The 23,788-nt window shown below is 41.2% G+C and carries 22 protein-coding genes; 18 read left to right on the top strand and 4 right to left on the bottom strand.

The annotated features are described in order from the left end of the window. Positions 1–5: 5 nt before the first annotated feature. A complete protein-coding gene (gene thiD / locus DW640_RS14980) occupies positions 6–842 on the bottom strand; it encodes a bifunctional hydroxymethylpyrimidine kinase/phosphomethylpyrimidine kinase (RefSeq protein ID WP_074855608.1) in 837 nt (278 codons plus the stop codon). Between the two features lie 340 nt (positions 843–1,182). Here thiD and DW640_RS14975 point away from each other — a divergent pair, with 340 nt between their 5' ends. The 4 genes from DW640_RS14975 to xylE all read left to right on the top strand — a co-directional run bounded on the left by DW640_RS14975 (position 1,183) and on the right by xylE (position 6,361). Next, a complete protein-coding gene (locus DW640_RS14975; RefSeq protein ID WP_011107446.1) occupies positions 1,183–1,914 on the top strand; it encodes an NUDIX domain-containing protein in 732 nt (243 codons plus the stop codon). Positions 1,915–1,981: 67 nt separating this feature from the next. Continuing rightward, positions 1,982–3,475, top strand: coding sequence for a xylulokinase (locus DW640_RS14970; RefSeq protein WP_074855610.1), 1,494 nt, complete (start codon positions 1,982–1,984; stop codon positions 3,473–3,475). Positions 3,476–3,487: 12 nt separating this feature from the next. Then, positions 3,488–4,804 carry a xylose isomerase gene (xylA, locus tag DW640_RS14965; protein ID WP_055217966.1) on the top strand — a complete coding sequence of 439 codons (1,317 nt, stop codon included), beginning with the start codon at positions 3,488–3,490 and terminating at the stop codon, positions 4,802–4,804. Positions 4,805–4,906: 102 nt separating this feature from the next. Beyond that, positions 4,907–6,361, top strand: coding sequence for a D-xylose transporter XylE (gene xylE / locus DW640_RS14960; RefSeq protein WP_055217964.1), 1,455 nt, complete (start codon positions 4,907–4,909; stop codon positions 6,359–6,361). A gap of 127 nt (positions 6,362–6,488) precedes the next feature. On the opposite strand, the gene DW640_RS14955 is transcribed toward xylE, so the two are convergent. Continuing rightward, positions 6,489–7,109, bottom strand: a complete 621-nt coding sequence (locus tag DW640_RS14955) for an HU family DNA-binding protein (RefSeq protein ID WP_074855612.1) — start codon at positions 7,107–7,109, stop codon at positions 6,489–6,491. A 337-nt stretch (positions 7,110–7,446) separates the two neighbouring features. Between DW640_RS14955 and DW640_RS14950 the strand changes: the two genes are divergently transcribed. The 9 genes from DW640_RS14950 (at position 7,447) to DW640_RS14910 (ending at position 15,553) form a co-directional block, all read left to right on the top strand. Next, the gene (locus DW640_RS14950) at positions 7,447–8,781 is read left to right on the top strand and encodes a DUF3874 domain-containing protein (protein WP_055228745.1); all 1,335 of its coding nucleotides are present in this window, start codon (positions 7,447–7,449) and stop codon (positions 8,779–8,781) included. A 147-nt stretch (positions 8,782–8,928) separates the two neighbouring features. Next, a complete protein-coding gene (locus tag DW640_RS14945) occupies positions 8,929–9,255 on the top strand; it encodes a helix-turn-helix transcriptional regulator (RefSeq protein WP_055228746.1) in 327 nt (108 codons plus the stop codon). 77 nt (positions 9,256–9,332) lie between these two features. Continuing rightward, complete coding sequence (locus DW640_RS14940; RefSeq protein ID WP_055228747.1) at positions 9,333–9,566, top strand: thioredoxin family protein; 234 nt, start codon at positions 9,333–9,335, stop codon at positions 9,564–9,566. A 10-nt stretch (positions 9,567–9,576) separates the two neighbouring features. Further along, a complete protein-coding gene (locus DW640_RS14935) occupies positions 9,577–10,020 on the top strand; it encodes a nitrophenyl compound nitroreductase subunit ArsF family protein (RefSeq protein ID WP_055228748.1) in 444 nt (147 codons plus the stop codon). 1 nt (position 10,021) lies between these two features. Then, entirely contained in the window at positions 10,022–10,729 is a 708-nt protein-coding gene (locus DW640_RS14930) for an aromatic aminobenezylarsenical efflux permease ArsG family transporter (protein WP_117578602.1), read from the top strand. A gap of 30 nt (positions 10,730–10,759) precedes the next feature. Further along, positions 10,760–11,086, top strand: a complete 327-nt coding sequence (gene arsD, locus DW640_RS14925) for an arsenite efflux transporter metallochaperone ArsD (protein ID WP_008765660.1) — start codon at positions 10,760–10,762, stop codon at positions 11,084–11,086. A 29-nt stretch (positions 11,087–11,115) separates the two neighbouring features. Next, on the top strand, positions 11,116–12,828 hold the full coding sequence (gene arsA / locus DW640_RS14920) for an arsenical pump-driving ATPase (RefSeq protein ID WP_055228750.1): 1,713 nt from the start codon (positions 11,116–11,118) through the stop codon (positions 12,826–12,828). Beyond that, positions 12,813–13,871, top strand: a complete 1,059-nt coding sequence (arsB, locus tag DW640_RS14915) for an ACR3 family arsenite efflux transporter (protein ID WP_016267526.1) — start codon at positions 12,813–12,815, stop codon at positions 13,869–13,871. The genes arsA and arsB overlap by 16 nt, the downstream gene beginning before the upstream one ends. Positions 13,872–14,014: 143 nt before the next feature. Further along, a complete protein-coding gene (locus tag DW640_RS14910) occupies positions 14,015–15,553 on the top strand; it encodes a carbon-nitrogen hydrolase family protein (RefSeq protein WP_016267527.1) in 1,539 nt (512 codons plus the stop codon). 89 nt (positions 15,554–15,642) lie between these two features. Here DW640_RS14910 and DW640_RS14905 read toward each other — a convergent pair whose 3' ends face one another. After that, entirely contained in the window at positions 15,643–16,695 is a 1,053-nt protein-coding gene (locus tag DW640_RS14905; protein WP_016267528.1) for a DUF2776 domain-containing protein, read from the bottom strand. Positions 16,696–16,913: 218 nt separating this feature from the next. Here DW640_RS14905 and ileS point away from each other — a divergent pair, with 218 nt between their 5' ends. The 5 genes from ileS to DW640_RS14880 all read left to right on the top strand — a co-directional run bounded on the left by ileS (position 16,914) and on the right by DW640_RS14880 (position 23,027). Next, the gene (gene ileS / locus DW640_RS14900) at positions 16,914–20,402 is read left to right on the top strand and encodes an isoleucine--tRNA ligase (RefSeq protein ID WP_074855613.1); all 3,489 of its coding nucleotides are present in this window, start codon (positions 16,914–16,916) and stop codon (positions 20,400–20,402) included. Positions 20,403–20,438: 36 nt separating this feature from the next. Then, entirely contained in the window at positions 20,439–20,819 is a 381-nt protein-coding gene (locus tag DW640_RS14895; RefSeq protein ID WP_005931903.1) for a TraR/DksA C4-type zinc finger protein, read from the top strand. 97 nt (positions 20,820–20,916) lie between these two features. Continuing rightward, positions 20,917–21,573 (top strand): lipoprotein signal peptidase, encoded by a 657-nt coding sequence (locus tag DW640_RS14890; protein WP_008761496.1) that lies wholly within the window; start codon positions 20,917–20,919, stop codon positions 21,571–21,573. Continuing rightward, positions 21,563–22,645, top strand: a complete 1,083-nt coding sequence (locus tag DW640_RS14885; protein ID WP_048696414.1) for a DUF4296 domain-containing protein — start codon at positions 21,563–21,565, stop codon at positions 22,643–22,645. Before DW640_RS14890 ends, DW640_RS14885 begins: the two co-directional genes overlap by 11 nt. Positions 22,646–22,649: 4 nt before the next feature. Continuing rightward, positions 22,650–23,027, top strand: a complete 378-nt coding sequence (locus tag DW640_RS14880) for a hypothetical protein (protein WP_048696412.1) — start codon at positions 22,650–22,652, stop codon at positions 23,025–23,027. Here DW640_RS14880 and DW640_RS14875 read toward each other — a convergent pair. Next, the gene (locus DW640_RS14875; protein WP_048696410.1) at positions 22,978–23,736 is read right to left on the bottom strand and encodes an RNA methyltransferase; all 759 of its coding nucleotides are present in this window, start codon (positions 23,734–23,736) and stop codon (positions 22,978–22,980) included. The genes DW640_RS14880 and DW640_RS14875 overlap by 50 nt on opposite strands. Positions 23,737–23,788: the final 52 nt, after the last annotated feature.

The raw sequence follows: 23,788 nt of genomic DNA, 5'->3' as shown, positions 1-23,788 counted from the left end.
GATTTTTATGATACGACCGCACAAAATGTACACATTTGTGCAATGGAGTCGGGAAAATGCCACAGAGGTCCGTTGCCATGGCCTATATTCAAGTTCTTGCCTGCAATGATGGCATGAGTAATGTATTCTTTAGCGTGACGGATGGATTCTTTCATCGAATATCCCTTTGCCAGATAGCTTGCAATAGCGGAGGAGAGGGTACACCCGGTCCCATGCAGGTTTTTACTTTCTATCTTTTTCTCTTCATATATATAATAGGTGTGCCCCGGAGAATATAAGAGGTCGCACATTTGATCGCCTTCCAGATGTCCGCCTTTAATCAGGATATGGGTCTGATAACTGTCGGAGAGTTGTTTGGCAGCTTCCAGCATATCCTGTGTATTTTGGATGCTCTTGCCTGTCAGCACCTTTGCTTCATCGATATTGGGGGTGACTAATGTAACAAGCGGCAAAAGTTCTTTCTTAATCTCTTCGATGGCTTCATCTGTCATCAGCTTCCGGCCGCTGGTAGATACCATCACCGGGTCGTAAATGATGTGCTCCGGTGAATATTTCCGTATACAGTCGGCGATGACATGAACGATCTGAATATCGTTAACCATACCTATTTTTACAGCGACAGGCTGCAAGTCCTCCATCACCGCTTCGATTTGTCCGCAAACAATTTCGGGTGGTATTGCATGGACGGCGCGTACCCCTAAAGTATTTTGCACGGTGACAGCGGTGATGGCAGATGCCGCATAGCCTCCTAATGCCGAGATTGTTTTGATATCTGCTTGAATGCCCGCTCCTCCCGAACAATCGGAACCGGCAATGGATAAAATGACGGGATGACGTTCCATTTTAGATTTTTTAATATTTATCCGGCAAAGATAGAATAAAAACGGCAAGATACAAAATGGGATATCGTTTAAAATACAATAAGTCCGTTGTCAGAGAAGACAAAGGGTGAATATGAAAAGTACTGATAATAAAGAGCCATTCCACTTTTTGTACTTTATACAATTACTCGTTGCCGGAACGGGTAAAATACATATTGTAATTCAGAAGATAACACTAAGTACTCATATTGTAGATTGTATGATATGTATATCTATGAAAAACAATGTTTTATAGCATATCATTTGTTATTGTTCGAATCATAAAGCGCCCCTATATTTGCATCGTATTAAAGAAAAGGATATGCAAAGTATACAGAAAAAAGCACCCTTGGCAAACAATCACATATCAGTAGACTGTGTAGTGATTGGTTTTGACGGAGAACAACTCAAAGTGTTACTTGTAAAACGTGCGGGCGAAGATAATGGTGAAGTATATCACGATATGAAACTTCCCGGTAGCCTTATCTATATGGATGAAGATTTGGATGAAGCAGCACAACGTGTACTGTATGAATTGACGGGGCTCAGAAATGTAAACCTGATGCAATTCAAGGCATTCGGCTCTAAAAACAGAACCAGCAATCCAAAGGATGTACGCTGGCTGGAACGGGCTATGCAGTCAAAAGTTGAACGTATCGTGACAATTGCTTATCTGTCGATGGTGAAAATAGACCGGGCACTGGACAAGAATCTGGATGATCATCAGGCCTGTTGGATTGCCTTGAAAGATGTGATGACATTGGCTTTCGACCATAATCTGATTATTAAAGAGGCAATGACCTATATCCGTCAGTTTGTGGAGTTCAATCCTTCCATGCTGTTTGAGTTGCTTCCACGTAAATTTACCGCTGCCCAGTTGAGGACTCTTTTTGAGTTGGTATATGACAAGCCTGTGGATGTACGCAACTTCCATAAGAAAATAGCGATGATGGAATATGTAGTTCCTTTGGAAGAAAAACAGCAGGGGGTAGCCCATCGTGCAGCACGTTATTATAAATTTGATAAGAAGATATATAATAAGGTGAGACGGTAGTAGGTAATAAGTAATAAGTGAACAGGCTGTCTGTTCAAATATATAATTCAAAATTTTAAAAATCATCATGTTTCTATTAGGTTATGATATAGGTAGCTCGTCCGTTAAAGCGAGTCTGGTCAATGCTGAAACAGGTAAATGTGTATCGTCAGCGTTTTTCCCGAAAACAGAAGCGAAGATTATCGCAGTTAATCCCGGATGGGCAGAACAAGATCCTGAGAGTTGGTGGGAAAACCTGAAGTTGTCCACTCAAGCTATTATGGCGGAGTCAGGAGTGAGTGCTGCTGAGATTAAAGCTATCGGTATTTCCTATCAAATGCACGGACTGGTATGTGTAGATAAGAATCAGCAAGTATTACGTCCTGCTATTATCTGGTGTGATTCTCGTGCGGTACCTTTTGGGCAGCAAGCATTTGAAACAATCGGAGAGGAGAGATGCCTTTCTCATTTGCTGAACTCGCCCGGTAACTTTACAGCGTCTAAACTGGCTTGGATCAAACAAAATGAACCGGCTGCCTATGAGCAGATATATAAGATCATGCTTCCAGGGGATTATATTGCCATGAAGTTAAGCGGAGATATCTGCACAACTGTTTCCGGTCTTTCGGAAGGAATGTTCTGGGACTTCAAAAATAATCGTATAGCCGATTTCCTGATGGATTACTATGGTTTCGACTCTTCACTTATTGCGGATATCAAACCGACTTTTGCAGAACAAGGGCATGTGAATGCAGTTGCTGCGAAAGAACTGGGATTGAAGGAAGGAACACCGATTACTTACCGTGCCGGTGACCAGCCGAACAATGCGCTTTCTTTGAATGTGTTCAATCCGGGTGAAATCGCTTCTACGGCAGGAACATCGGGAGTTGTCTATGGGGTGAATGGTGAAGTGAATTATGATCCTCAATCCCGTGTCAACACCTTTGCGCATGTGAATCATACGATGGAACAGACGCGTCTGGGAGTGTTACTTTGCATCAACGGAACAGGTATTCTCAATTCATGGGTAAAAAGAAATATAGCTCCCGAAGGTATCTCGTACAATGAAATGAATGTGTTGGCTTCCAAGGCGCCGATCGGGAGCGCAGGTATCAGCATCCTGCCTTTTGGTAATGGTGCGGAACGTATGCTGAATAATAAGGAGATAGGTTGCAGTATTCGGGGGGTAGACTTCAATGCACATGGCAAACATCATATTATTCGTGCTGCACAGGAAGGAATTGTATTTTCTTTTAAATACGGTATTGACATCATGGAACAAATGGGAATTCCGGTCAAAAAGATTCATGCCGGACATGCAAATATGTTCCTTAGCTCCATCTTCCGTGATACATTGGCAGGAGTGACCGGAGCCACTATCGAACTTTATGATACGGACGGTTCTGTAGGAGCAGCGAAGGGCGCGGGTATCGGTGCAGGCATTTATAAAGATAATAATGAGGCATTTGCAACTCTTGATAAACTGGATGTTATCGAACCGAATATAGCTAAACGTCAGGAATACGCCGACGCATACGCCAGATGGAAATATAATATAAATAACGATATAATAACTTTTTAAATAACAAGAATTATGGCAACAAAAGAATTTTTTCCGGGAATTGAAAAGATTAAATTTGAAGGTAAAGATAGTAAGAACCCGATGGCATTCCGTTATTACGATGCAGAGAAGGTGATTAATGGTAAAAAGATGAAGGATTGGCTGAGATTCGCTATGGCATGGTGGCATACATTGTGCGCTGAAGGTGGTGATCAGTTCGGTGGCGGAACAAAGCAATTCCCATGGAATGGTAATGCAGATGCTATACAGGCAGCAAAAGATAAGATGGATGCAGGATTTGAATTCATGCAGAAGATGGGTATCGAATACTATTGCTTCCATGACGTAGACTTGGTTTCGGAAGGTGCTAGTGTAGAAGAGTACGAAGCTAACCTGAAAGAAATCGTAGCTTATGCAAAACAGAAACAGGCAGAAACCGGTATCAAACTACTGTGGGGTACTGCTAATGTATTCGGTCACGCCCGTTATATGAACGGTGCAGCTACCAATCCTGACTTCGATGTAGTAGCTCGTGCCGCTGTTCAGATTAAGAATGCGATTGATGCAACGATTGAGCTTGGCGGAGAGAATTATGTATTCTGGGGTGGTCGTGAAGGCTATATGTCTCTTCTGAACACAGATCAGAAACGTGAAAAAGAACACCTTGCACAGATGTTGACGATTGCTCGTGACTATGCCCGTGCCCGTGGTTTCAAAGGTACTTTCCTGATCGAACCGAAACCGATGGAACCGACTAAACATCAATATGACGTAGATACGGAAACTGTAATCGGCTTCCTCAAAGCTCATGGTCTGGATAAGGATTTCAAAGTAAATATCGAAGTGAATCACGCAACTTTGGCAGGTCACACTTTCGAACACGAATTGGCTGTTGCTGTAGACAATGGTATGTTGGGCTCAATTGACGCCAATCGTGGTGACTATCAGAATGGCTGGGATACAGACCAATTCCCGATCGACAATTATGAACTGACTCAGGCTATGATGCAGATTATCCGTAATGGTGGTCTTGGTACCGGTGGTACGAACTTTGATGCTAAAACCCGTCGTAATTCTACTGATTTGGAAGATATCTTTATTGCTCACATTGCAGGTATGGACGCTATGGCCCGTGCACTTGAAAGTGCAGCGGCTCTGCTTAACGAATCTCCCTATAAGAAGATGCTGGCTGACCGTTATGCTTCATTCGATGGCGGCAAAGGTAAAGAATTTGAAGACGGCAAGCTGACTCTGGAGGATGTGGTTGCTTATGCAAAAACAAAAGGCGAACCGAAACAGACTAGCGGCAAGCAAGAACTTTATGAAGCAATTCTGAATATGTATTGCTAATTAATATTTAAAACAGGCGGTAAAGCAGCGGTAGGGCTGCTGCTTTATCGCCTGATTTTTTCTAATCCAACTACTACACTACTTTATCCACTTTTTAAAACTATGAATAATACAACGAACGAAGGAAGTAAACTCTACTTGTATTCGATTACTTCTGTTGCTATTTTGGGCGGTTTGCTCTTCGGTTATGATACGGCGGTTATATCCGGCGCGGAAAAAGGGCTCGAAGCCTTCTTCCTGTCCGCTTCCGATTTTCAGTATAATAAGGTAATGCATGGCATTACTTCTTCCAGCGCATTGATAGGCTGCGTGCTGGGTGGTGCTTTATCCGGTGTCTTTGCTTCCCGTTTGGGACGTCGTAACTCATTGCGGCTTGCTGCTGTATTATTTTTCCTCTCGGCTCTCGGTTCTTATTATCCGGAAGTTCTATTCTTCGAATACGGAAAACCGAATATGGATTTGTTGATAGCATTCAATCTGTATCGTGTTCTGGGAGGTATCGGAGTAGGACTGGCTTCAGCGGTATGTCCGATGTATATTGCTGAAATTGCTCCTTCCAATATTCGTGGAACCCTTGTTTCGTGCAACCAGTTTGCCATTATCTTTGGTATGTTGGTTGTGTACTTTGTGAATTATCTGATTATGGGTGACCATCAGAATCCGATTATTCTGAAAGATGCTGCCGGTGTGTTGTCAGTAAGTGCTGAGTCGGATATGTGGACAGTTCAGGAAGGATGGCGTTATATGTTTGGTTCGGAAGCTTTCCCGGCTGCTTTCTTCGGTCTGTTGCTGTTCTTTGTTCCAAAGACTCCTCGTTATTTGGTTCTTGTACAGCAGGAAGAAAAGGCTTACACTATTCTGGAGAAAATTAACGGTAAGAATAAAGCTCAGGAAATTCTTAATGATATTAAGGCTACTGCTCAGGAAAAAACAGAGAAACTCTTTACTTATGGAGTAACAGTGATTGTGATCGGTATTCTATTGTCCGTATTCCAGCAGGCGATCGGTATTAATGCAGTACTTTACTATGCTCCGCGTATTTTCGAAAATGCAGGTGCCGAAGGTGGTGGCATGATGCAGACAGTGATTATGGGTATTGTGAACATTATCTTTACGCTGGTTGCTATCTTTACGGTAGACCGCTTTGGTCGTAAACCATTGCTGATTATCGGATCTATTGGTATGGCTGTAGGAGCATTTGCAGTGGCAATGTGTGATAGTATGGCAATCAAAGGTGTTCTTCCGGTACTTTCCATCATCGTATACGCTGCTTTCTTCATGATGTCATGGGGACCGATTTGCTGGGTCTTGATTTCAGAAATCTTCCCGAATACGATTCGTGGTAAAGCGGTTGCTATTGCAGTGGCTTTCCAATGGATATTCAACTACATCGTATCTTCTACTTTCCCGGCATTGTATGACTTCAGTCCGATGTTTGCGTATAGCTTATACGGAATCATCTGTGTCGCTGCCGCTATCTTTGTCTGGCGTTGGGTACCCGAGACTAAAGGGAAGACGCTGGAAGATATGAGTAAGCTCTGGAAGAAAAACAAATAAATTAGGTTAGTGTTTTTTATCATGTCATTGTGACGTGAGATTATTAAGATTATGACATCATGCAAATTGTATGATGTCATAATCATATATGGATATTATAATCTGTGAATCAGTGGTTTATTTTGCATTATCTATTTCTGGATACTCCGAACCATCCCGGCACAGGAAAATAAAAAGGAGAACGGATATAGCCCGGATGAGTCAGCTTTCCTTCATCCACCCGCTTTTGTAATCTGCGGAGTGCAGTGGCTTTTCGAAGTCCACATAATGAACAAAGCTGCTGTGTGGTAATACAAGGGTTATCTTTGAAGAATTCAGCTAATCTCCCGTCTATTTCTATATCGCTCAATTCCTGTGACCTGCGGGTCTCACTAACCTTTTCAAAAGTCGTAGCCTTTAATTCGCGAAGCAAATCTTTTTCCGGAGTAAAAACGATTCCGCTGCAATGGATATTTTCGGCACGGATTTCTTTGGGAGAACGTACTTCGGGTGATTCCGCTTTGATACGGAATGAACCGATTCCCGGAATGTGAATACTATTCCCGTTGGATAATTCTTGTTTGAAAACATTGGCAAACTCTATAAAAGACCCTATTACGTCGCTTTGTCTTAAACTACTTCTGGATTCAATCGTTTCGGCTATATCTTCCAGTGTGATGGTGTCCCGTACAACCAGTCGGGCGTGATATCTGGTTTTATTGGAATCTTTAGGTTGGGGAGTCAGGAAGAAATCATAAAGTGCATTCATTGCTTTAGTTGTTTTGTGCGTATCAATTAGCAGACTTACGCAGTCATTTTATTTATTTTGTGCCTTTCTATTGATTGGCTCACATTATGTGCAACAGCTAACTCACATATTGTGTAATAACTGTCGCTCATTATGTGCGACAGCTATCGCACGAATGGTGCTACGCCTAATATGATGCGTCAAAATTACTAATAATTCTAATCAAAAACAACACTCCAAAGGCTTATTTCTGTTAGATCATTTTTCAAAAAAGAATGAGTCGGCTTATTTGCAAATCCGGTATTCGGTAGTCTATTTTTGTGTCTCAAACCTCATAATAATTAAAAAAACAGCAAGTATGAAAACAATAATTAGAGAAATGGTAGAGACAATAAAACAATTGTTTGCACAGAAACAACAAATGCAGGAGCCGGTAGTTGCCAATTACGAGGTATCCGGAATCGTGGAACAAAAGACACTGAAGAAGAAGGAGGAGCTTGAGAAGGCAGGTGAAAAAACGGGTAAATCTAATAAATGGAGTCAATCGTTGACTTTGCAATTAAAAGAGTATTTGAATGACAATTTTGATTTCCGTTATAACAATCTGACAGGAGCTACGGAATATAGGGAGAAGAGTGGAAAGAACTGTTTCCGACCTATTGATGAACGCGAAATGAATGGAATGATTGTGGATGCCCGCCTGGAAGGAATACCTTGCTGGAGAGGGGATGTACCCACCATGATTCTTTCAAATAAAGTGGAGTCTTATAATCCTTTCCATCTTTATGTAAAGGAATTGCCGGGTTGGGATGGAGTAGATCGTGTGACTCCTTTATTGTTACGTGTTTCAGATAATAAGATATGGCTCAGAGGAGGACGTTGCTGGTTACGGGCAATGCTTTCACAGTGGAGTGGGGAAGAACGTCTGCACGCCAATGTACTTACTCCTGTATTGATAAGCGGGAAGCAGGGATTGAGTAAAAGTACTTTTTGCCGATTGCTGATGCCCGACTCATTACGGCATTATTTTATTGATAATCTGAATCTGACAGCAGGTAGTTCGCCGGAGAAGAAACTCGTGAAAAACGGATTGATTAATTTAGACGAATTTGATAAGATTAAAGAGAGTCAACAGGCTACATTAAAGAATCTTCTTCAAATGGTGAATGTTCCCGTTTTTCGCGGCAAGCGACTGGGATGGGTGAATGAGTCCCGTCTTGCTTCTTTTATAGCCACAACAAATGTCTATCAGGTATTGATTGACTCCACAGGAAGTCGTCGTTTTCTGTGTGTGGAGGTGTTAAAACCTATTTCGGAAGAACCTTTGGAGCATAAGCAAATATATGCGCAACTGAAAGAAGAGCTGAAATCCGGCGCACCGGATTATTTAAACAAAGAAGAAGAAAAGGCTTTGCAGAAACATAACAAGGCATATTATCGCCAATCCTTACTAGAAGATGTGTTTCATTGTTGTTTCCGTCATCCTTTGGAAACGGAAAAAGGTATCTGGCTGACAACAGCTGAAATATTTCAAGTGATGCGTAAATTCAACTCTGCAGCTTTGAAAGAAGTCTCTGCACGTCAATTGGGTCTGAAACTTTCAGCCATGGGATATATGGCAAAGCATACGTCTTTTGGAAATCGGTATTATGTGTTTAATCTTTCGGCTGAGAAAAAAGAAGTGTCATTGTAATGCGTTATTATACAGGTGGTTATTGTGAAAAGTGATTTGCTGGTATATACATTTTATGCTTACTCCTTGAAAAAATACCGAATTAATTTTGCGGATTAAAATATTGTTCGTTGTTTTGCGAACAATAAATATAGAGGAGATATTGAAGTGAAAGAAAAGCAGTATACAGTAGAGCAGGAGCAGATAGCTCGTTTTGCTAAAGCTATGGGACACCCGGCACGAATGGCTATTCTTAGTTTCTTGGCTAAACAGGAAAGTTGTTTCTTTGGAGATATTCACGAAGAATTGCCTATTGCTAAAGCAACCGTTTCACAGCACTTGAAAGAGCTGAAAGATGCAGGATTAATTCAGGGAGAAATAGAAACGCCCAAGGTGCGATATTGTATTAACAAGGAAAATTGGGAACTTGCCCGCAAATTATTTGCAGCATTTTGGGGAGATTGTAAATGTACAGGAACATCGTGCTGTGGATAACAGCACTTTTTTTTGAGAATATTGTTCGTAGTTCTACGAATTACGATTAAGAGAAAAACTTTAATATAGAATAGAAAATGGAAATCAAAGTATTGGGAACCGGGTGTGCAGGCTGTAAGGCATTGTATGAAACAACTAAACAAGCAATTTTTGAATTGGGTTACGATGTCGTATTAATCAAAGAGGAAGATTTATTAAAAATCATGGAATATAATGTTTTAAGTCTTCCGGCTTTAGTCATTGACGGAAAAATCGTATCCGCTGGGAAAAGATTATCACTTGCAGAAGTAAAAGAATTGATAACCCAATAATACTATAGTTATGAAGAAATTCTTTTATTTACTATTCTCAACCATTATCTTAATATCCTGTGGTAATGGTGCAAAAGCAAAAACAGAGGCACAGAGTATGGAAGAAAAGCAGCCTGACCATATTGAGGTGCTTTATTTCCACGGAGCGCAGCGTTGTATCACCTGTCGGGCAATAGAAACTAATATAGTAGCCCTTTTGGATAGCCTTTATTCCAAAGAGCAGGCAGACGATAGGATTATCTATAAGGTTATAGATATTTCAAAAAAAGAAAATGGGCAAATTGCAGACAAGTACGAAGTTACTTGGTCGTCCCTGTTTGTGAATGGTTGGAAAGATGGAAAAGAAAATGTAAACAACATGACAGAGTTCAGTTTTTCCAATGCAAGAAAATCACCGGACAAATTTAAAGAGGGAATTAAAAATAAAGTTGATGAATTGCTAAAACAGTTGTAGGATGGATTTTCTTCAATCACTATTAGACAATAGTTCTGTCCCTGTTATAACAGCCTTTATCTTAGGAATTTTAACGGCAACCAGTCCGTGCCCTTTAGCTACTAATATAACGGCAATAGGTTTTATAGGTAAGGATATAGAAAACCGTCACCGTATATTCATAAATGGGTTACTTTATACATTTGGCAGGATAGTGACTTATACAGTACTTGGGTTTATTCTTATTCCGGTTCTTCGTGAGGGGGCAAGTATGTATATGGTTCAAAAGGTGGTAAGCAAATACGGTGAGATGTTGATTGCTCCGGTATTAATTATCATAGGGATATTCATGCTCGATATTATAAAGCTAAATATACCCAAAATCAATATTGGCGGAGAGGGGCTAAAGAAGAATATAAAAGGTAGTTGGGGAGCTTTGTTATTGGGTATTTTGTTTGCTCTAGCCTTTTGCCCCACCAGTGGAATTTTCTATTTCGGTATACTTATGCCTTTGGCGGCAGCAGAAACGGGCGGGTATTTTTTACCCGTAATATATGCTATCGCTACAGGGGTGCCTGTAATCCTTGTTGCTTGGATATTGGCGTATAGTGTAGCCGGATTAGGTCGGTTTTATAACAGCGTACAAATTTTTGAAAAATGGTTTCGCAAAATTGTTGCTATACTCTTTATAGTCATAGGAATCTATTATGCGGTCGTTTTTTATTTCTGAACAATTTGATAAATTAAAATAAAAGACAGTATGAAAAAGATAGAAATTTTTGACCCGGCAATGTGTTGCCCTACAGGTTTGTGTGGAACAAATATCAATCCTGAATTAATGAGGATTGCAGTTGTTGTCGAAACATTGAAAAGACAGGGTGTTATTGTTATCCGTCACAACTTACGGGATGAACCACAGGTGTATGTGAGTAATAAAACAGTAAATGAATATCTTCAAAAGAATGGTGCAGAAGCTTTACCTATTACTTTGGTAGATGGTGAAATTGCAGTTTCTAAAGTTTATCCTACCACTAAACAAATGAGTGAATGGACGGGAGTAAATTTAGATTTAATGCCCGCTAAATAAATGTATAACAGATTTATATTAAAAAAGAAATGAAAGCATTCAATTTATCCGATATAGAACTGACTAAATACCTGTTTTTTACAGGTAAAGGTGGAGTAGGAAAGACTTCCATTGCTTGTGCCACAGCAGTTGGCTTGGCTGATATGGGAAAGAAAATACTTCTTATCAGTACAGATCCGGCTTCTAACTTACAAGATGTTTTCGATCAATCCTTAAACGGACACGGTACAGCTATTTCAGAAGTGCCGGGACTGACTGTTGTAAACCTCGACCCTGAGCAGGCAGCAGCAGAATACAGAGAAAGCGTTATCGCACCTTTCAGGGGAAAATTACCTGAAAGTGTTATTCAGAATATGGAAGAACAGCTTTCAGGTTCCTGCACGGTGGAAATCGCTGCTTTTAATGAGTTCTCAGATTTTATTACCGATGCTGTTAAAGCAAAGGAGTATGACCATATTATTTTTGATACAGCACCTACCGGACATACATTGCGAATGTTGCAGCTTCCATCTGCGTGGAGTACATTTATTAGTGAAAGTACCCATGGTGCATCCTGTTTAGGGCAGTTATCAGGCTTGGAAGAACGGAAAGGAATTTATAAACAGGCGGTAGAAACCCTATCTGATACAAGCGCAACTCGGTTAGTATTGGTCAGTCGTCCAGAAATTGCTCCATTGAAAGAAGCTGCCCGCTCTTCACATGAATTACAGCTATTGGGAATTAAAAATCAGTTATTGGTGATAAATGGTATTTTACAGCAACTGAATGAAGCGGATGATGTGTCACGACAACTGCATAACAGGCAGCAAAAAGCATTACAGGATATGCCTGCTGAACTATCTGAATATCCTATGTACAGCGTTCCTCTACGTTCTTATAATTTATCTGATATAGCTAATATACGCCGTATGTTATACAGCGACAGTCTAACGGATGATATTTGTTATCAGCCGATAAGTGATGCCAAAAGTATAGACGATTTGGTTAATGACCTCTATACTTCCGGTAAGAGGGTAGTGTTCACAATGGGAAAAGGCGGTGTAGGTAAAACCACCTTAGCAACTGAAATAGCTCTGAAATTAATAAAACTTGGTGCAAAGGTACATCTTACTACCACTGACCCGGCAAATCATCTGAACTATGACATCGCTATAAAATCGGGTATCACAGTCAGTCATATTGATGAAGCGGAAGTATTGGAAAACTACAAGAATGAAGTTCGTAGCAAAGCGGCAGAGACCATGACTGCCGAAGATATGGAATATATTGAAGAAGATTTACGTTCGCCATGCACACAAGAAATAGCAGTTTTCAAGGCATTTGCCGAAATTGTAGATAAGGCGGACAATGAAATTGTAGTGATTGATACAGCACCGACAGGTCATACATTGTTGCTTTTGGATGCTACCCAAAGCTACCATAAAGAAGTAGAACGTACACAAGGAGCAGTTACGGGAGCAGTAGCCAATTTATTGCCTCGCTTGCGTAATCCAAAGGAAACGGAAGTTGTAATTGTTACTTTACCTGAAGCGACACCTGTGTTTGAAGCTGAACGCCTGCAAATGGATTTGCAACGTGCCGGAATTAATAACAAATGGTGGGTAGTAAATGCCTGCCTGTCAATGACAAATACGGAAAATACATTCTTGCAGGCGAAAGCGCAAAATGAAGTGAATTGGATTGAGAAAGTAGAACAATTGTCAAAAGGTAATGCTGCCTTGATCGGATGGAAAAATATATAGGAATTGGATTTTTTGAAAGATACCTGACTGTTTGGGTAACTTTGTGTATTGTTGCTGGTATTGCTATCGGACAATGGTTTCCGGCAATATCGCAAACATTGAGTAAATTAGAATACGCCAATGTGTCTATACCTGTGGCTATCCTGATTTGGTTAATGATTTATCCCATGATGCTGAAAGTGGATTTTCAGAGTATTAAAAACGTTGGTAAGCGTCCGAAAGGAATTATCATCACTTGTATTACAAATTGGCTTATAAAGCCTTTTACAATGTTTGGAATAGCTTATCTATTCTTTTACGTTATTTTTAAGTCTCTAATATCTGCCGAATTGGCCGAGGAATATTTAGCCGGGGCAGTCTTATTGGGTGCTGCACCTTGTACGGCAATGGTATTTGTATGGAGTTATCTGACCAAAGGGGATGCTGCCTATACATTGGTACAGGTTGCAGTGAATGATTTAATCATATTGGTTGCTTTCGCTCCTATTGTTGCTTTTTTATTGGGTATAGGTGGCGTTACGATTCCGTGGGATACATTATTGCTTTCAGTTGTATTGTTTGTTGTCATTCCTCTTTCTGCCGGAATAATAACCCGTATACTGGTCATCCGGCGAAAAGGGATAGAATATTTTAATACTGTATTTATCCGTAAGTTTGATAATTATACGATTGGCGGATTACTATTAACGCTTATCATTTTATTTTCATTTCAAGGAGAAACCATATTGAACAATCCATTGCACATCGTATTGATTGCTGTTCCGCTTGTGTTGCAAACAGTTCTGATATTCTTTGTGGCCTATAGTTGGGCGAAATGGTGGAAATTGCCTCACAATATAGCTGCACCTGCCGGAATGATTGGTGCAAGCAATTTCTTTGAATTGTCGGTGGCTGTGGCCATATCGCTTTTTGGTTTGCAATCCGGTGCAGCATTGGCTACAGTGGTAGGGGTATTGGTAGAAGTTCCGGTCATGCTGATGTTAGTGAGAGTTGCAAATAATACATGCAGTTGGTTTACAATAAAATCAAGTATGAGTAAATAGAATACTCCGGACTGTGCGTATAGGAAATCAAGACATCGAATAGGAGACTTTGAAGTAAGAATGATAAATATTCATTGGTTTAAAAACACTATTAAAGTATAAGCTGTACCTTTGCACTGTCTTTTTATAAAACATGTATTGTTATGGAACAACATCCTATTAAAATCAATAAAGTACAGATACGTAATCTTCAAATTGAAGACTATGCACAGTTATCCCAATCGTTTACCCGTGTTTATTCTGATGGTAGCGATGTCTTCTGGACTCATGCCCAGATAAAGAAATTAATAAGTATTTTTCCGGAAGGGCAGATTGTTACAGTCGTTGACGACAAGATTGTAGGTTGTGCTCTTTCTATTATAGTTGACTATGACAAGGTAAAGAACGATCATACGTATGCACAAGTTACGGGTAAGGAAACATTCAATACTCATAATCCGGAAGGAAACATCCTGTACGGTATTGAGGTATTTATTCATCCGGGATACCGCGGTTTGCGCCTGGCTCGTCGTATGTATGAATATCGCAAGGAACTTTGCGAAACATTGAATTTGAAAGCTATCATGTTCGGTGGTCGTATTCCGAATTATCATAAATATGCCGATAAGATGCGCCCGAAAGAATATATCGCACGGGTACGCCAGCGTGATATTTATGATCCGGTTCTTACCTTCCAATTATCGAATGATTTCCATGTTCGCAAGGTAATGACCAATTATTTGCCGAATGATGAGGAATCCAAGCATTATGCCTGTTTGTTGCAGTGGGATAATATTTATTATCAGCCGCCTACACAGGAATATATCAACCCAAAGACGACTGTCCGTGTGGGACTGGTACAGTGGCAGATGCGTAGTTACAAGACATTGGACGACCTCTTCGAACAAGTGGAGTTCTTTGTAGATGCCGTATCAGATTATAAAAGTGATTTTGTTCTTTTTCCGGAATATTTCAACGCTCCTTTGATGTCGAAGTTTAATGATAAAGGAGAATCACAGGCTATTCGTGGATTGGCAAAGTATACCGATGAGATCAGAGACCGTTTTATAAACCTGGCTATCAGTTACAATATCAATATTATCACAGGAAGTATGCCGTATGTAAAGGAAGATGGTTTGTTATATAATATAGGCTTCCTTTGCAGGCGTGACGGAACTTATGAGATGTATGAAAAAATGCACGTTACTCCGGATGAAATCAAGAGTTGGGGATTGAGTGGTGGTAAACTGCTGCAAACTTTCGATACAGATTGTGCGAAGGTCGGAGTGCTGATCTGTTATGATGTGGAATTTCCTGAACTTTCCCGTTTGATGGCAGATCAGGGAATGCAAATCTTATTTGTACCTTTCCTGACTGATACACAGAATGCTTACTCCCGTGTTCGTGTTTGTGCCCAGGCACGTGCGATTGAAAATGAATGCTTTGTAGTCATAGCAGGTTGTGTCGGAAATCTTCCCCGCGTTCATAATATGGATATTCAATATGCACAGTCGGGAGTATTCACTCCATGTGATTTTGCTTTTCCGACTGATGGAAAACGGGCGGAAGCCACTCCGAATACGGAAATGATTCTGGTTTCGGATGTCGATCTGGATTTATTGAATGCACTCCATACTTACGGTAGTGTGCGCAATCTGAAGGATCGTAGAAATGATGTATATGAAGTGCGGCTGAAGAAGTAAAAGGAGACTGTTTAGTTGGTTTCAAACCAAGACCCCGTTGGTTTAAAACCAACGAGGCTTTCCTTTTAAACCAATAAAAGGAATGTTTTTTAACCCTTTCCGGAAGTACCGCTTTCGAGGATGCTGACGATAGAAAACAGTGTGAAGCAAATAGCTCCCAGTCCTACTAAAACCCGTGCCGGAATAAAATAATCAGTGTTTACGGTAGCAAGCTCGAATACAAAGGCAGCCAGAAACAGGCATGTTAATGCTGTCAGTACCGGAATCATAGGGATTCGGTTGGCCAGCTTGAACTCTCGTCTCCATATCTTAGCGAGCAGAATCACCTTGCTGGAAATACTGTAACATACCAGACCAAGGCCAAGCATGATGTATCCGGTAGTGCCGTTTGCACTTCCCGAGTCGGCAAGGATGACGAATATGCCCCATACAAAAGAGATCGATCCCATGAGTAAAACCAGTTTCGGCCATTTGTTACGTTCTCTTTCCGAATAGTCGTTCCGGACCTGACGGGCTATGGTTGCTACTAATGCAATCAGACTGGTACAAATACATGCGAGCCCTACCATCACATGCCCTGCTACAAAATAAGCAGGATGGGAATGACTGTTACTTAACAGGATGAACGCCCATATCCATGCGATACAGGAAATGACGATTGCGAGAAAGATCATTGCCCGTCTTTGGCCAATAGAGAACGCTCCCTCCGGCACTTCATTTCCGGTAGCTTTGGCATTGGCCGGAATCAAAGAAAATCGGGTGGAAGAGGTAGCGGCGGTAGCTACACAAGCTGTGATAAATCCTACACCGGTTATGACATGCCCTGCGACGAAGGCTGAAGTAGTGGTAGCACTATTGAAAATGCATATACCTCCGATAATTGTTATGATAGCTGCCAGATAGCCCACAACAGGTAAAACGTATTTTGTCGCTTCATTATAGGTATGTATGATTTGCCGGATTATTGTGGCTGCCGTACAGAACAGCGCAATGCATATCATACCTAGTGAAAATACAACAGGACCTGCCACCAGACGGTTTCCCGCATCACCATAACCGTAAATGAATGCTCCGTATCCGAAGCAAAAGACCGCCATCGCCAAAGGGATTGCTCTGAATAAAATACTAATACCGTAATTCATAACTTAAGTGCTTTTTATTTTCCCACTAAAACAAGGAGATATCGGTTTTGTTTAATGCAACATCCATTTATAAACGATAACTTCACATGATTCCAATTAAAAGTCCTTGCTTTTTGCTCAACTAAACAAATGTTTTTGTAAATTTGCACCCTTAAAAATGGGGATACCCCTCAAATTGTAAATTGTAAATTGTAAATAGTAAAATCGTAGATATAGCTATGGGTAAGAGATTTACTGAATATTCGCAGTTTGACCTTTCACAGGTGAACAAAGATGTGTTGAAGAAGTGGGACGAAAACCAGGTTTTCGCCAAGAGTATGACAGAACGTGATGGCTGCCCTTCGTTTGTGTTTTTCGAAGGACCTCCCTCGGCTAATGGTATGCCGGGCATTCACCATGTAATGGCTCGTACCATTAAGGACATTTTCTGTCGTTACAAAACAATGAAAGGTTACCAGGTAAAGCGTAAAGCCGGATGGGATACCCACGGACTGCCTGTGGAACTAAGTGTAGAAAAAGCATTAGGTATCACAAAAGAGGATATTGGTAAGAAAATCTCTGTAGCAGATTATAACGCTGCTTGCCGTAAGGACGTGATGAAATATACCAAGGAATGGGAAGACCTGACTCATCAGATGGGATATTGGGTGGATATGAAGCATCCTTATATCACGTATGACAATCGTTATATCGAAACATTGTGGTGGCTGCTGAAGCAACTGCATAAGAAAGGTTTGCTGTATAAAGGATACACAATCCAGCCATATTCTCCGGCTGCCGGAACAGGACTGAGTTCTCATGAACTGAACCAGCCGGGCTGTTATCGTGACGTAAAGGATACGACAGCTGTTGCCCAGTTTAAGATGAAGAATCCGAAACCGGAAATGGCGGAGTGGGGAACTCCTTACTTCCTTGCTTGGACAACAACTCCCTGGACATTGCCTTCAAACACAGCGCTTTGTGTAGGACCAAAGATTGATTATGTTGCAGTTCAGACATATAATGCTTATACAGGAGAACCTATTACAGTTGTTCTGGCTAAAGCTTTATTAAATACACATTTCAATCCGAAAGCTGCTGATCTGAAACTGGAAGATTATAAGGCAGGAGATAAGCTCGTACCATTCAAAGTAATCGCCGAATACAAAGGTGCTGACCTTATTGGTATGGAATATGAGCAACTGATTCCCTGGGTGAAACCGGTTGAAGTATCGGAAGACGGTAGCTGGAAAGTAAGTGATAAAGGCTTCCGTGTTATCCCGGGTGATTATGTAACGACAGAAGACGGTACAGGTATCGTTCATATTGCACCGACATTTGGTGCGGATGATGCGAACGTGGCTCGTGTGGCAGGTATACCATCACTTTTCATGATTAACAAGAAGGGCGAAACCCGTCCGATGGTAGACCTTACCGGTAAGTTCTATATACTGGACGAACTGGATGAAAACTTCGTGAAAGAATGTGTGGAGGTAGACAAATACAAAGAATATCAGGGTGCATGGGTAAAGAATGCCTATGATCCGCAGTTTATGGTAGACGGCAAATATGATGAGAAAGCAGCACAGGCTGCCGAATCTTTGGACGTCGCTCTTTGTATGATGATGAAAGCAAACAATCAGGCTTTCAAAATCGAAAAGCATGTACACAACTACCCTCATTGCTGGCGTACAGACAAGCCGGTGCTTTATTATCCGTTGGATAGCTGGTTTATCCGCTCTACAGCCTGCAAGGAACGTATGATGGAGCTGAACAAGACGATCAACTGGAAACCGGAGTCTACCGGAACGGGTCGTTTCGGCAAATGGCTGGAAAATCTGAATGACTGGAACTTAAGCCGTTCCCGTTATTGGGGTACTCCACTGCCTATCTGGCGTACAGAAGATGGAACGAGCGAAATATGTATCGAATCTGTAGAAGAACTTTATAATGAAATCGAGAAATCGGTAGCTGCCGGATTTATGAAATCCAATCCGTACAAGGATAAAGGTTTTGTACCTGGTGAATATACCGAAGAAAATTATGATAAGATAGACCTTCATCGTCCGTATGTAGACGATGTCATTCTGGTATCGGAAGACGGCCAGCCGATGAAGCGTGAATCTGACCTGATTGATGTCTGGTTTGATTCCGGCGCTATGCCTTATGCGCAGATTCATTATCCGTTCGAGAATAAAGACATTCTGGATAACCGTGAAGTATATCCGGCTGACTTTATCGCGGAAGGTGTGGATCAGACACGCGGATGGTTCTTTACACTGCATGCTATCGCTACTATGGTATTTGATAGTGTGTCGTATAAAGCCGTGATCTCTAATGGACTGGTACTTGACAAGAACGGTAATAAGATGTCCAAGCGTCTTAACAATGCTGTCGATCCGTTTACTACGATTGAGAAGTATGGTTCTGATCCGTTGCGTTGGTACATGATTACTAACTCATCTCCATGGGATAATTTGAAATTCGACGTTGAAGGAATCGAAGAAGTTCGCCGTAAGTTCTTCGGTACCTTATATAATACATATTCGTTCTTTGCGCTGTATGCCAATGTAGACGGATTCGAATATAAAGAAGCAGATGTTCCGATGGCAGAGCGTCCGGAAATTGACCGTTGGATTTTGTCAGTATTGAACACCTTAATCAAGGAAGTAGATACTTGCTATAATGAATATGAACCGACTAAGGCAGGACGTTTGATCTCCGACTTTGTCAATGACAATCTGTCTAACTGGTATGTTCGTCTGAACCGTAAACGTTTCTGGGGCGGTGAATTTACTCAGGATAAACTGTCTGCTTATCAGACATTGTATACTTGCCTTGAAACAGTTGCGAAGCTGATGGCGCCTATTTCTCCGTTCTATGCCGATCGTCTGTATACGGATTTGATCACTGCTACAGGACGTGATAATGTGGTTTCCATTCATTTGGCTGAATTCCCGAAGTATCAGGAAGAAATGATAGACAAGGAACTGGAAGCCCGTATGCAAATGGCACAGGACGTAACTTCTATGGTATTGGCATTGCGTCGTAAAGTGAACATCAAAGTTCGCCAGCCGCTTCAGTGTATCATGATTCCTGTAGTGGATGAAGAACAGAAAGCTCACATCGAAGCAGTGAAAGCATTGATCATGAACGAGGTGAATGTAAAAGATATCAAGTTTGTGGATGGTGATGCCGGTGTATTGGTGAAGAAGGTGAAATGTGACTTTAAGAAGTTAGGCCCGAAATTCGGCAAACAGATGAAGGCAGTGGCTGCTGCTGTAGCGGAAATGTCTCAGGAAGCGATAGCTGAACTCGAAAAGAACGGAAAGTATACATTGAATCTGGATGGCGCGGAAGCTGTGATCGAAGCTGCGGATGTCGAAATCTTCAGCGAAGACATTCCGGGATGGCTGGTTGCCAATGAAGGTAAACTGACTGTTGCTCTTGAAGTTACTGTTACCGAAGAACTGCGTCGTGAGGGTATAGCCCGCGAATTGGTGAATCGTATTCAAAATATACGTAAGTCCAGCGGTTTCGAGATTACGGACAAAATAAAGATCACAATCTCCAAAAATACGCAAACAGATGATGCGGTGAACGAATATAATACTTATATTTGTAACCAGGTTTTAGGAACATCCCTTGATTTGGCAGATGAAGTGAAAGACGGCACAGAACTTAATTTTGACGATTTCTCATTGTTTGTCAATGTGATAAAAGACTAATACTAATATTGATTAACCTTTTAAACTAGTAAAGTTATGGCAGAAAAGACTAGATATTCGGATGCGGAACTCGAGGAATTCCGTGCCATTATTATGGAGAAGTTGGAGTTGGCTCAACGTGATTACGATCAGTTGAAGATGAGCTTGATGGGATTGGATGGTAATGATACCGACGATACATCTCCTACTTATAAAGTGTTGGAAGAAGGAGCTAATACGCTTTCAAAGGAAGAAACGACACGTCTGGCACAGCGCCAGCTGAAGTTTATCCAAGGATTGCAGGCAGCTTTGGTACGTATTGAGAATAAAACGTATGGCATTTGCCGTGAGACTGGAAAGTTGATTCCGGCAGAACGCTTGCGTGCTGTTCCTCATGCTACACTCAGCATCGAGGCTAAGAACAGTGGTAAAAAATAATAGATAGCTACAAGCTACGGATGACGAGCTACAAGTAGCTGCGCAATGTTTACGCACGGCAACTTGTAGCTCGTTATGTTTAATTTATGATGAACAAATGAAGAAACTATTCACGAAGGGTAGAATTGCCCTGCTTGTTATCTTTTCCGTACTGATTATTGACCAGATCATTAAAATCTGGATTAAGACTCACATGTATTGGCATGAAAGCATACGTGTGACGGACTGGTTTTATATCTATTTCACCGAAAACAACGGTATGGCTTTCGGTATGGAAATATTTGGAAAGTTGTTTCTGACCACTTTCCGTATTGTAGCAGTAGGGCTGATAGGCTACTATCTTTATAAGATTATAAAAAAAGGCTTCAAGACCGGATATATCGTCTGTGTGGCCCTCATCCTGACCGGAGCTTTGGGGAATATTATAGACAGTGTATTCTATGGCGTCTTTTTCAATGAAAGTACTCATTCACAGATTGCCAGTTTTATGCCCGAAGGCGGTGGATATTCTACCTGGTTCTATGGCAAAGTAGTGGATATGTTCTATTTCCCGATTATCGACACAAACTGGCCCACATGGATGCCTTTCGTAGGTGGAGAACATTTTATATTCTTCAGTCCGATCTTTAACTTTGCAGATGCTGCCATCAGTTGTGGTATCATTGCTTTGCTACTTTTCTATAGCAAGTATCTGAATGAATCTTACCATTCACTGGATAAAAATAAAAAGGAAAGTTTAGGTCATGAAGAGTAGGTTTCGGTTTCATCTGTGTTGTGTTTGCATGTTGGCGCTTGCGATAGTAGGCTGTAAAGTCAAAAGACCTGACGATGTAATCTCAGAATCGAAGATGGAGAATTTGCTGTATGATTATCATCTGGCAAAGTCTATGGGAGATAATCTGCCTTATAGTGAGAATTATAAGAAGGCTTTGTATCTCGATGCCGTTTTCAAGAAATATGGTACGACAGAAGCCGTATTCGATTCGTCTTTGGTGTGGTACACACGCAACACGGAGGTATTATCGAAAATTTATGAAAAGGTGAGCAAACGCCTGAAAGCTCAGCAGAATGAAATTAATCATCTGATAGCTTTGCGTGACAATAAACCGAAGATGTCGGAATCGGGTGATAGTATTGATGTCTGGCCCTGGAAACGTCTGATACGTCTGACGGGTGAGATGATGAATGACCAGTATGCCTTTGTATTACCTGCCGATACTAATTATAAAGATCGTGATACATTAGTTTGGGAAGTACGTTATCATTTCCTCGAACCGATGCTTGCCGATTCTTTGAGAGCTGTTACGATGGCCATGCAGGTTATTTATGAAAAGGATACATTAAATCGCCTGGAAACAATCACTGATCCGGGTGTTCACCAGTTACGTTTGTATGCAGATACATTGGGTGTGATGAAGGAAATAAAAGGTTTTATCTATTACCCGGGAGTACAGGGAGAGAAAGCCGGTGCATTACTGGCTGATCGTTTTTCTTTAACCCGTTATCATTGCTCAGACTCGCTTTCTGTAGCCGAACGTGATTCGATTAATCAGCTGGAAGCTCTGAAGACAGATTCTTTAAAGAAAGTATCTGATCAAAAAGATACTAAGATTTCGAAAGACTCTTTGCGAAAAGTCGATGATCTGAAGGATAATCAACGTATATCACCGGAAGAAATGAATCGCCGTCGTACGGTGACTCCTGAAAAGAAGCCGGAACAGATTGAAGTAGAGCAACATATCCAGCAGGAGAAGATTGAGCAAAGAAGGGAACGGCAATTGAATCAGCGTAGAAATCAGCAAAGACGTCAGTCACCTTCCCGTTAATATTATGAAACGCTTTGCCGCTCATTATTTGCTTCTGCCTGATGTAGGCTTTATCAGACAACAAGTAGTAGAGATTGCTGATGAAGGATATGTACGGGATGTTTTTCCGTTGACAGAAGAAATAGAGTCTGTTGAATGGATGCCCGGGCTGATAGCATTACTCCCCGTGAATGAAATAAAAAACACTGAGATGTTCAGCAAAAACATCTCAGTGTTTCAGTTTAATTTTCCTATAGTTTCGGATCAAACTTCCCAATGTTTTAAAGAGGCTCTTGCGGCGTCTGAAAAGAGGGGAGAAGTACTGTTTCCTTATTTATTTTATCCTTTTGATTTTACTTCCATGCAGCCTGTCGCCGGAACTCGGCACAGATTACTGCGGTAGCGATAGCCACGTTGAGAGATTCCGAGGTTTCCTTTCCTTGTGGATAATTGGGGATATAAAGTTTTCGATTGATGAGTGCTTCCACTTCTTTTCCTATTCCGTTGCCTTCATTCCCCATTACAATCAGTCCGTTGGTGGATAATGGTTGTTCGTACATGTTTTCTCCATCCAAAAATGTTCCGAATACGGGAGTATCACCAAGTGAATGAATAAATTCGGGAAGAGAGGTATAATGAACCTTAACACGGGCAATTCCTCCCATAGTGGCTTGTATGGTCTTGGGATTGTATACGTCTACCGTATTCTGAGAGCAGATAATATGTTCGATACCGAACCAGTCCGCCAGTCGGATAATCGTACCCAGGTTCCCCGGGTCCTGAATATCATCCAGTGCCAGGCAAAGAGACTGGCGTGCGAACTCCGGACTTAACGTATATTGCGGTTGCTCGAAAACAGCAAGTACTTGCTGTGGCGTTTTTAGTAGACTGGCACGTGATAGTTCTTCTTGAGAGACTTCTGCAATTTCATTTGCTTGAATGTCGGGATGCGCTTGTAGCCAGGAAGAAGTCGCAGCCAGAAAACGGCAAGGGAAACGTCCTAGTAAATCGCCTGTTAATTTAGGCCCTTCGGCTAGGAATACTTGTTCTTCTTTACGTGTTTTCTTTAGTTCCAGCGAATGGATATACTTTATTTTATTTTTGCTTAGCATTATTCTTTTACTTCTTTATTTACCGCAAAGCTATAAATATATTTTTAATAAA

Origin of the sequence: Bacteroides sp. AM23-12, from assembly GCF_003434395.1 — a bacterium.
Taxonomy (GTDB): Bacteria; Bacteroidota; Bacteroidia; order Bacteroidales; family Bacteroidaceae; genus Bacteroides; species Bacteroides thetaiotaomicron.
The sequence above is the reverse complement of the archived record's forward strand: the minus strand, read 5'-3'. Positions and strand labels throughout refer to the sequence as shown.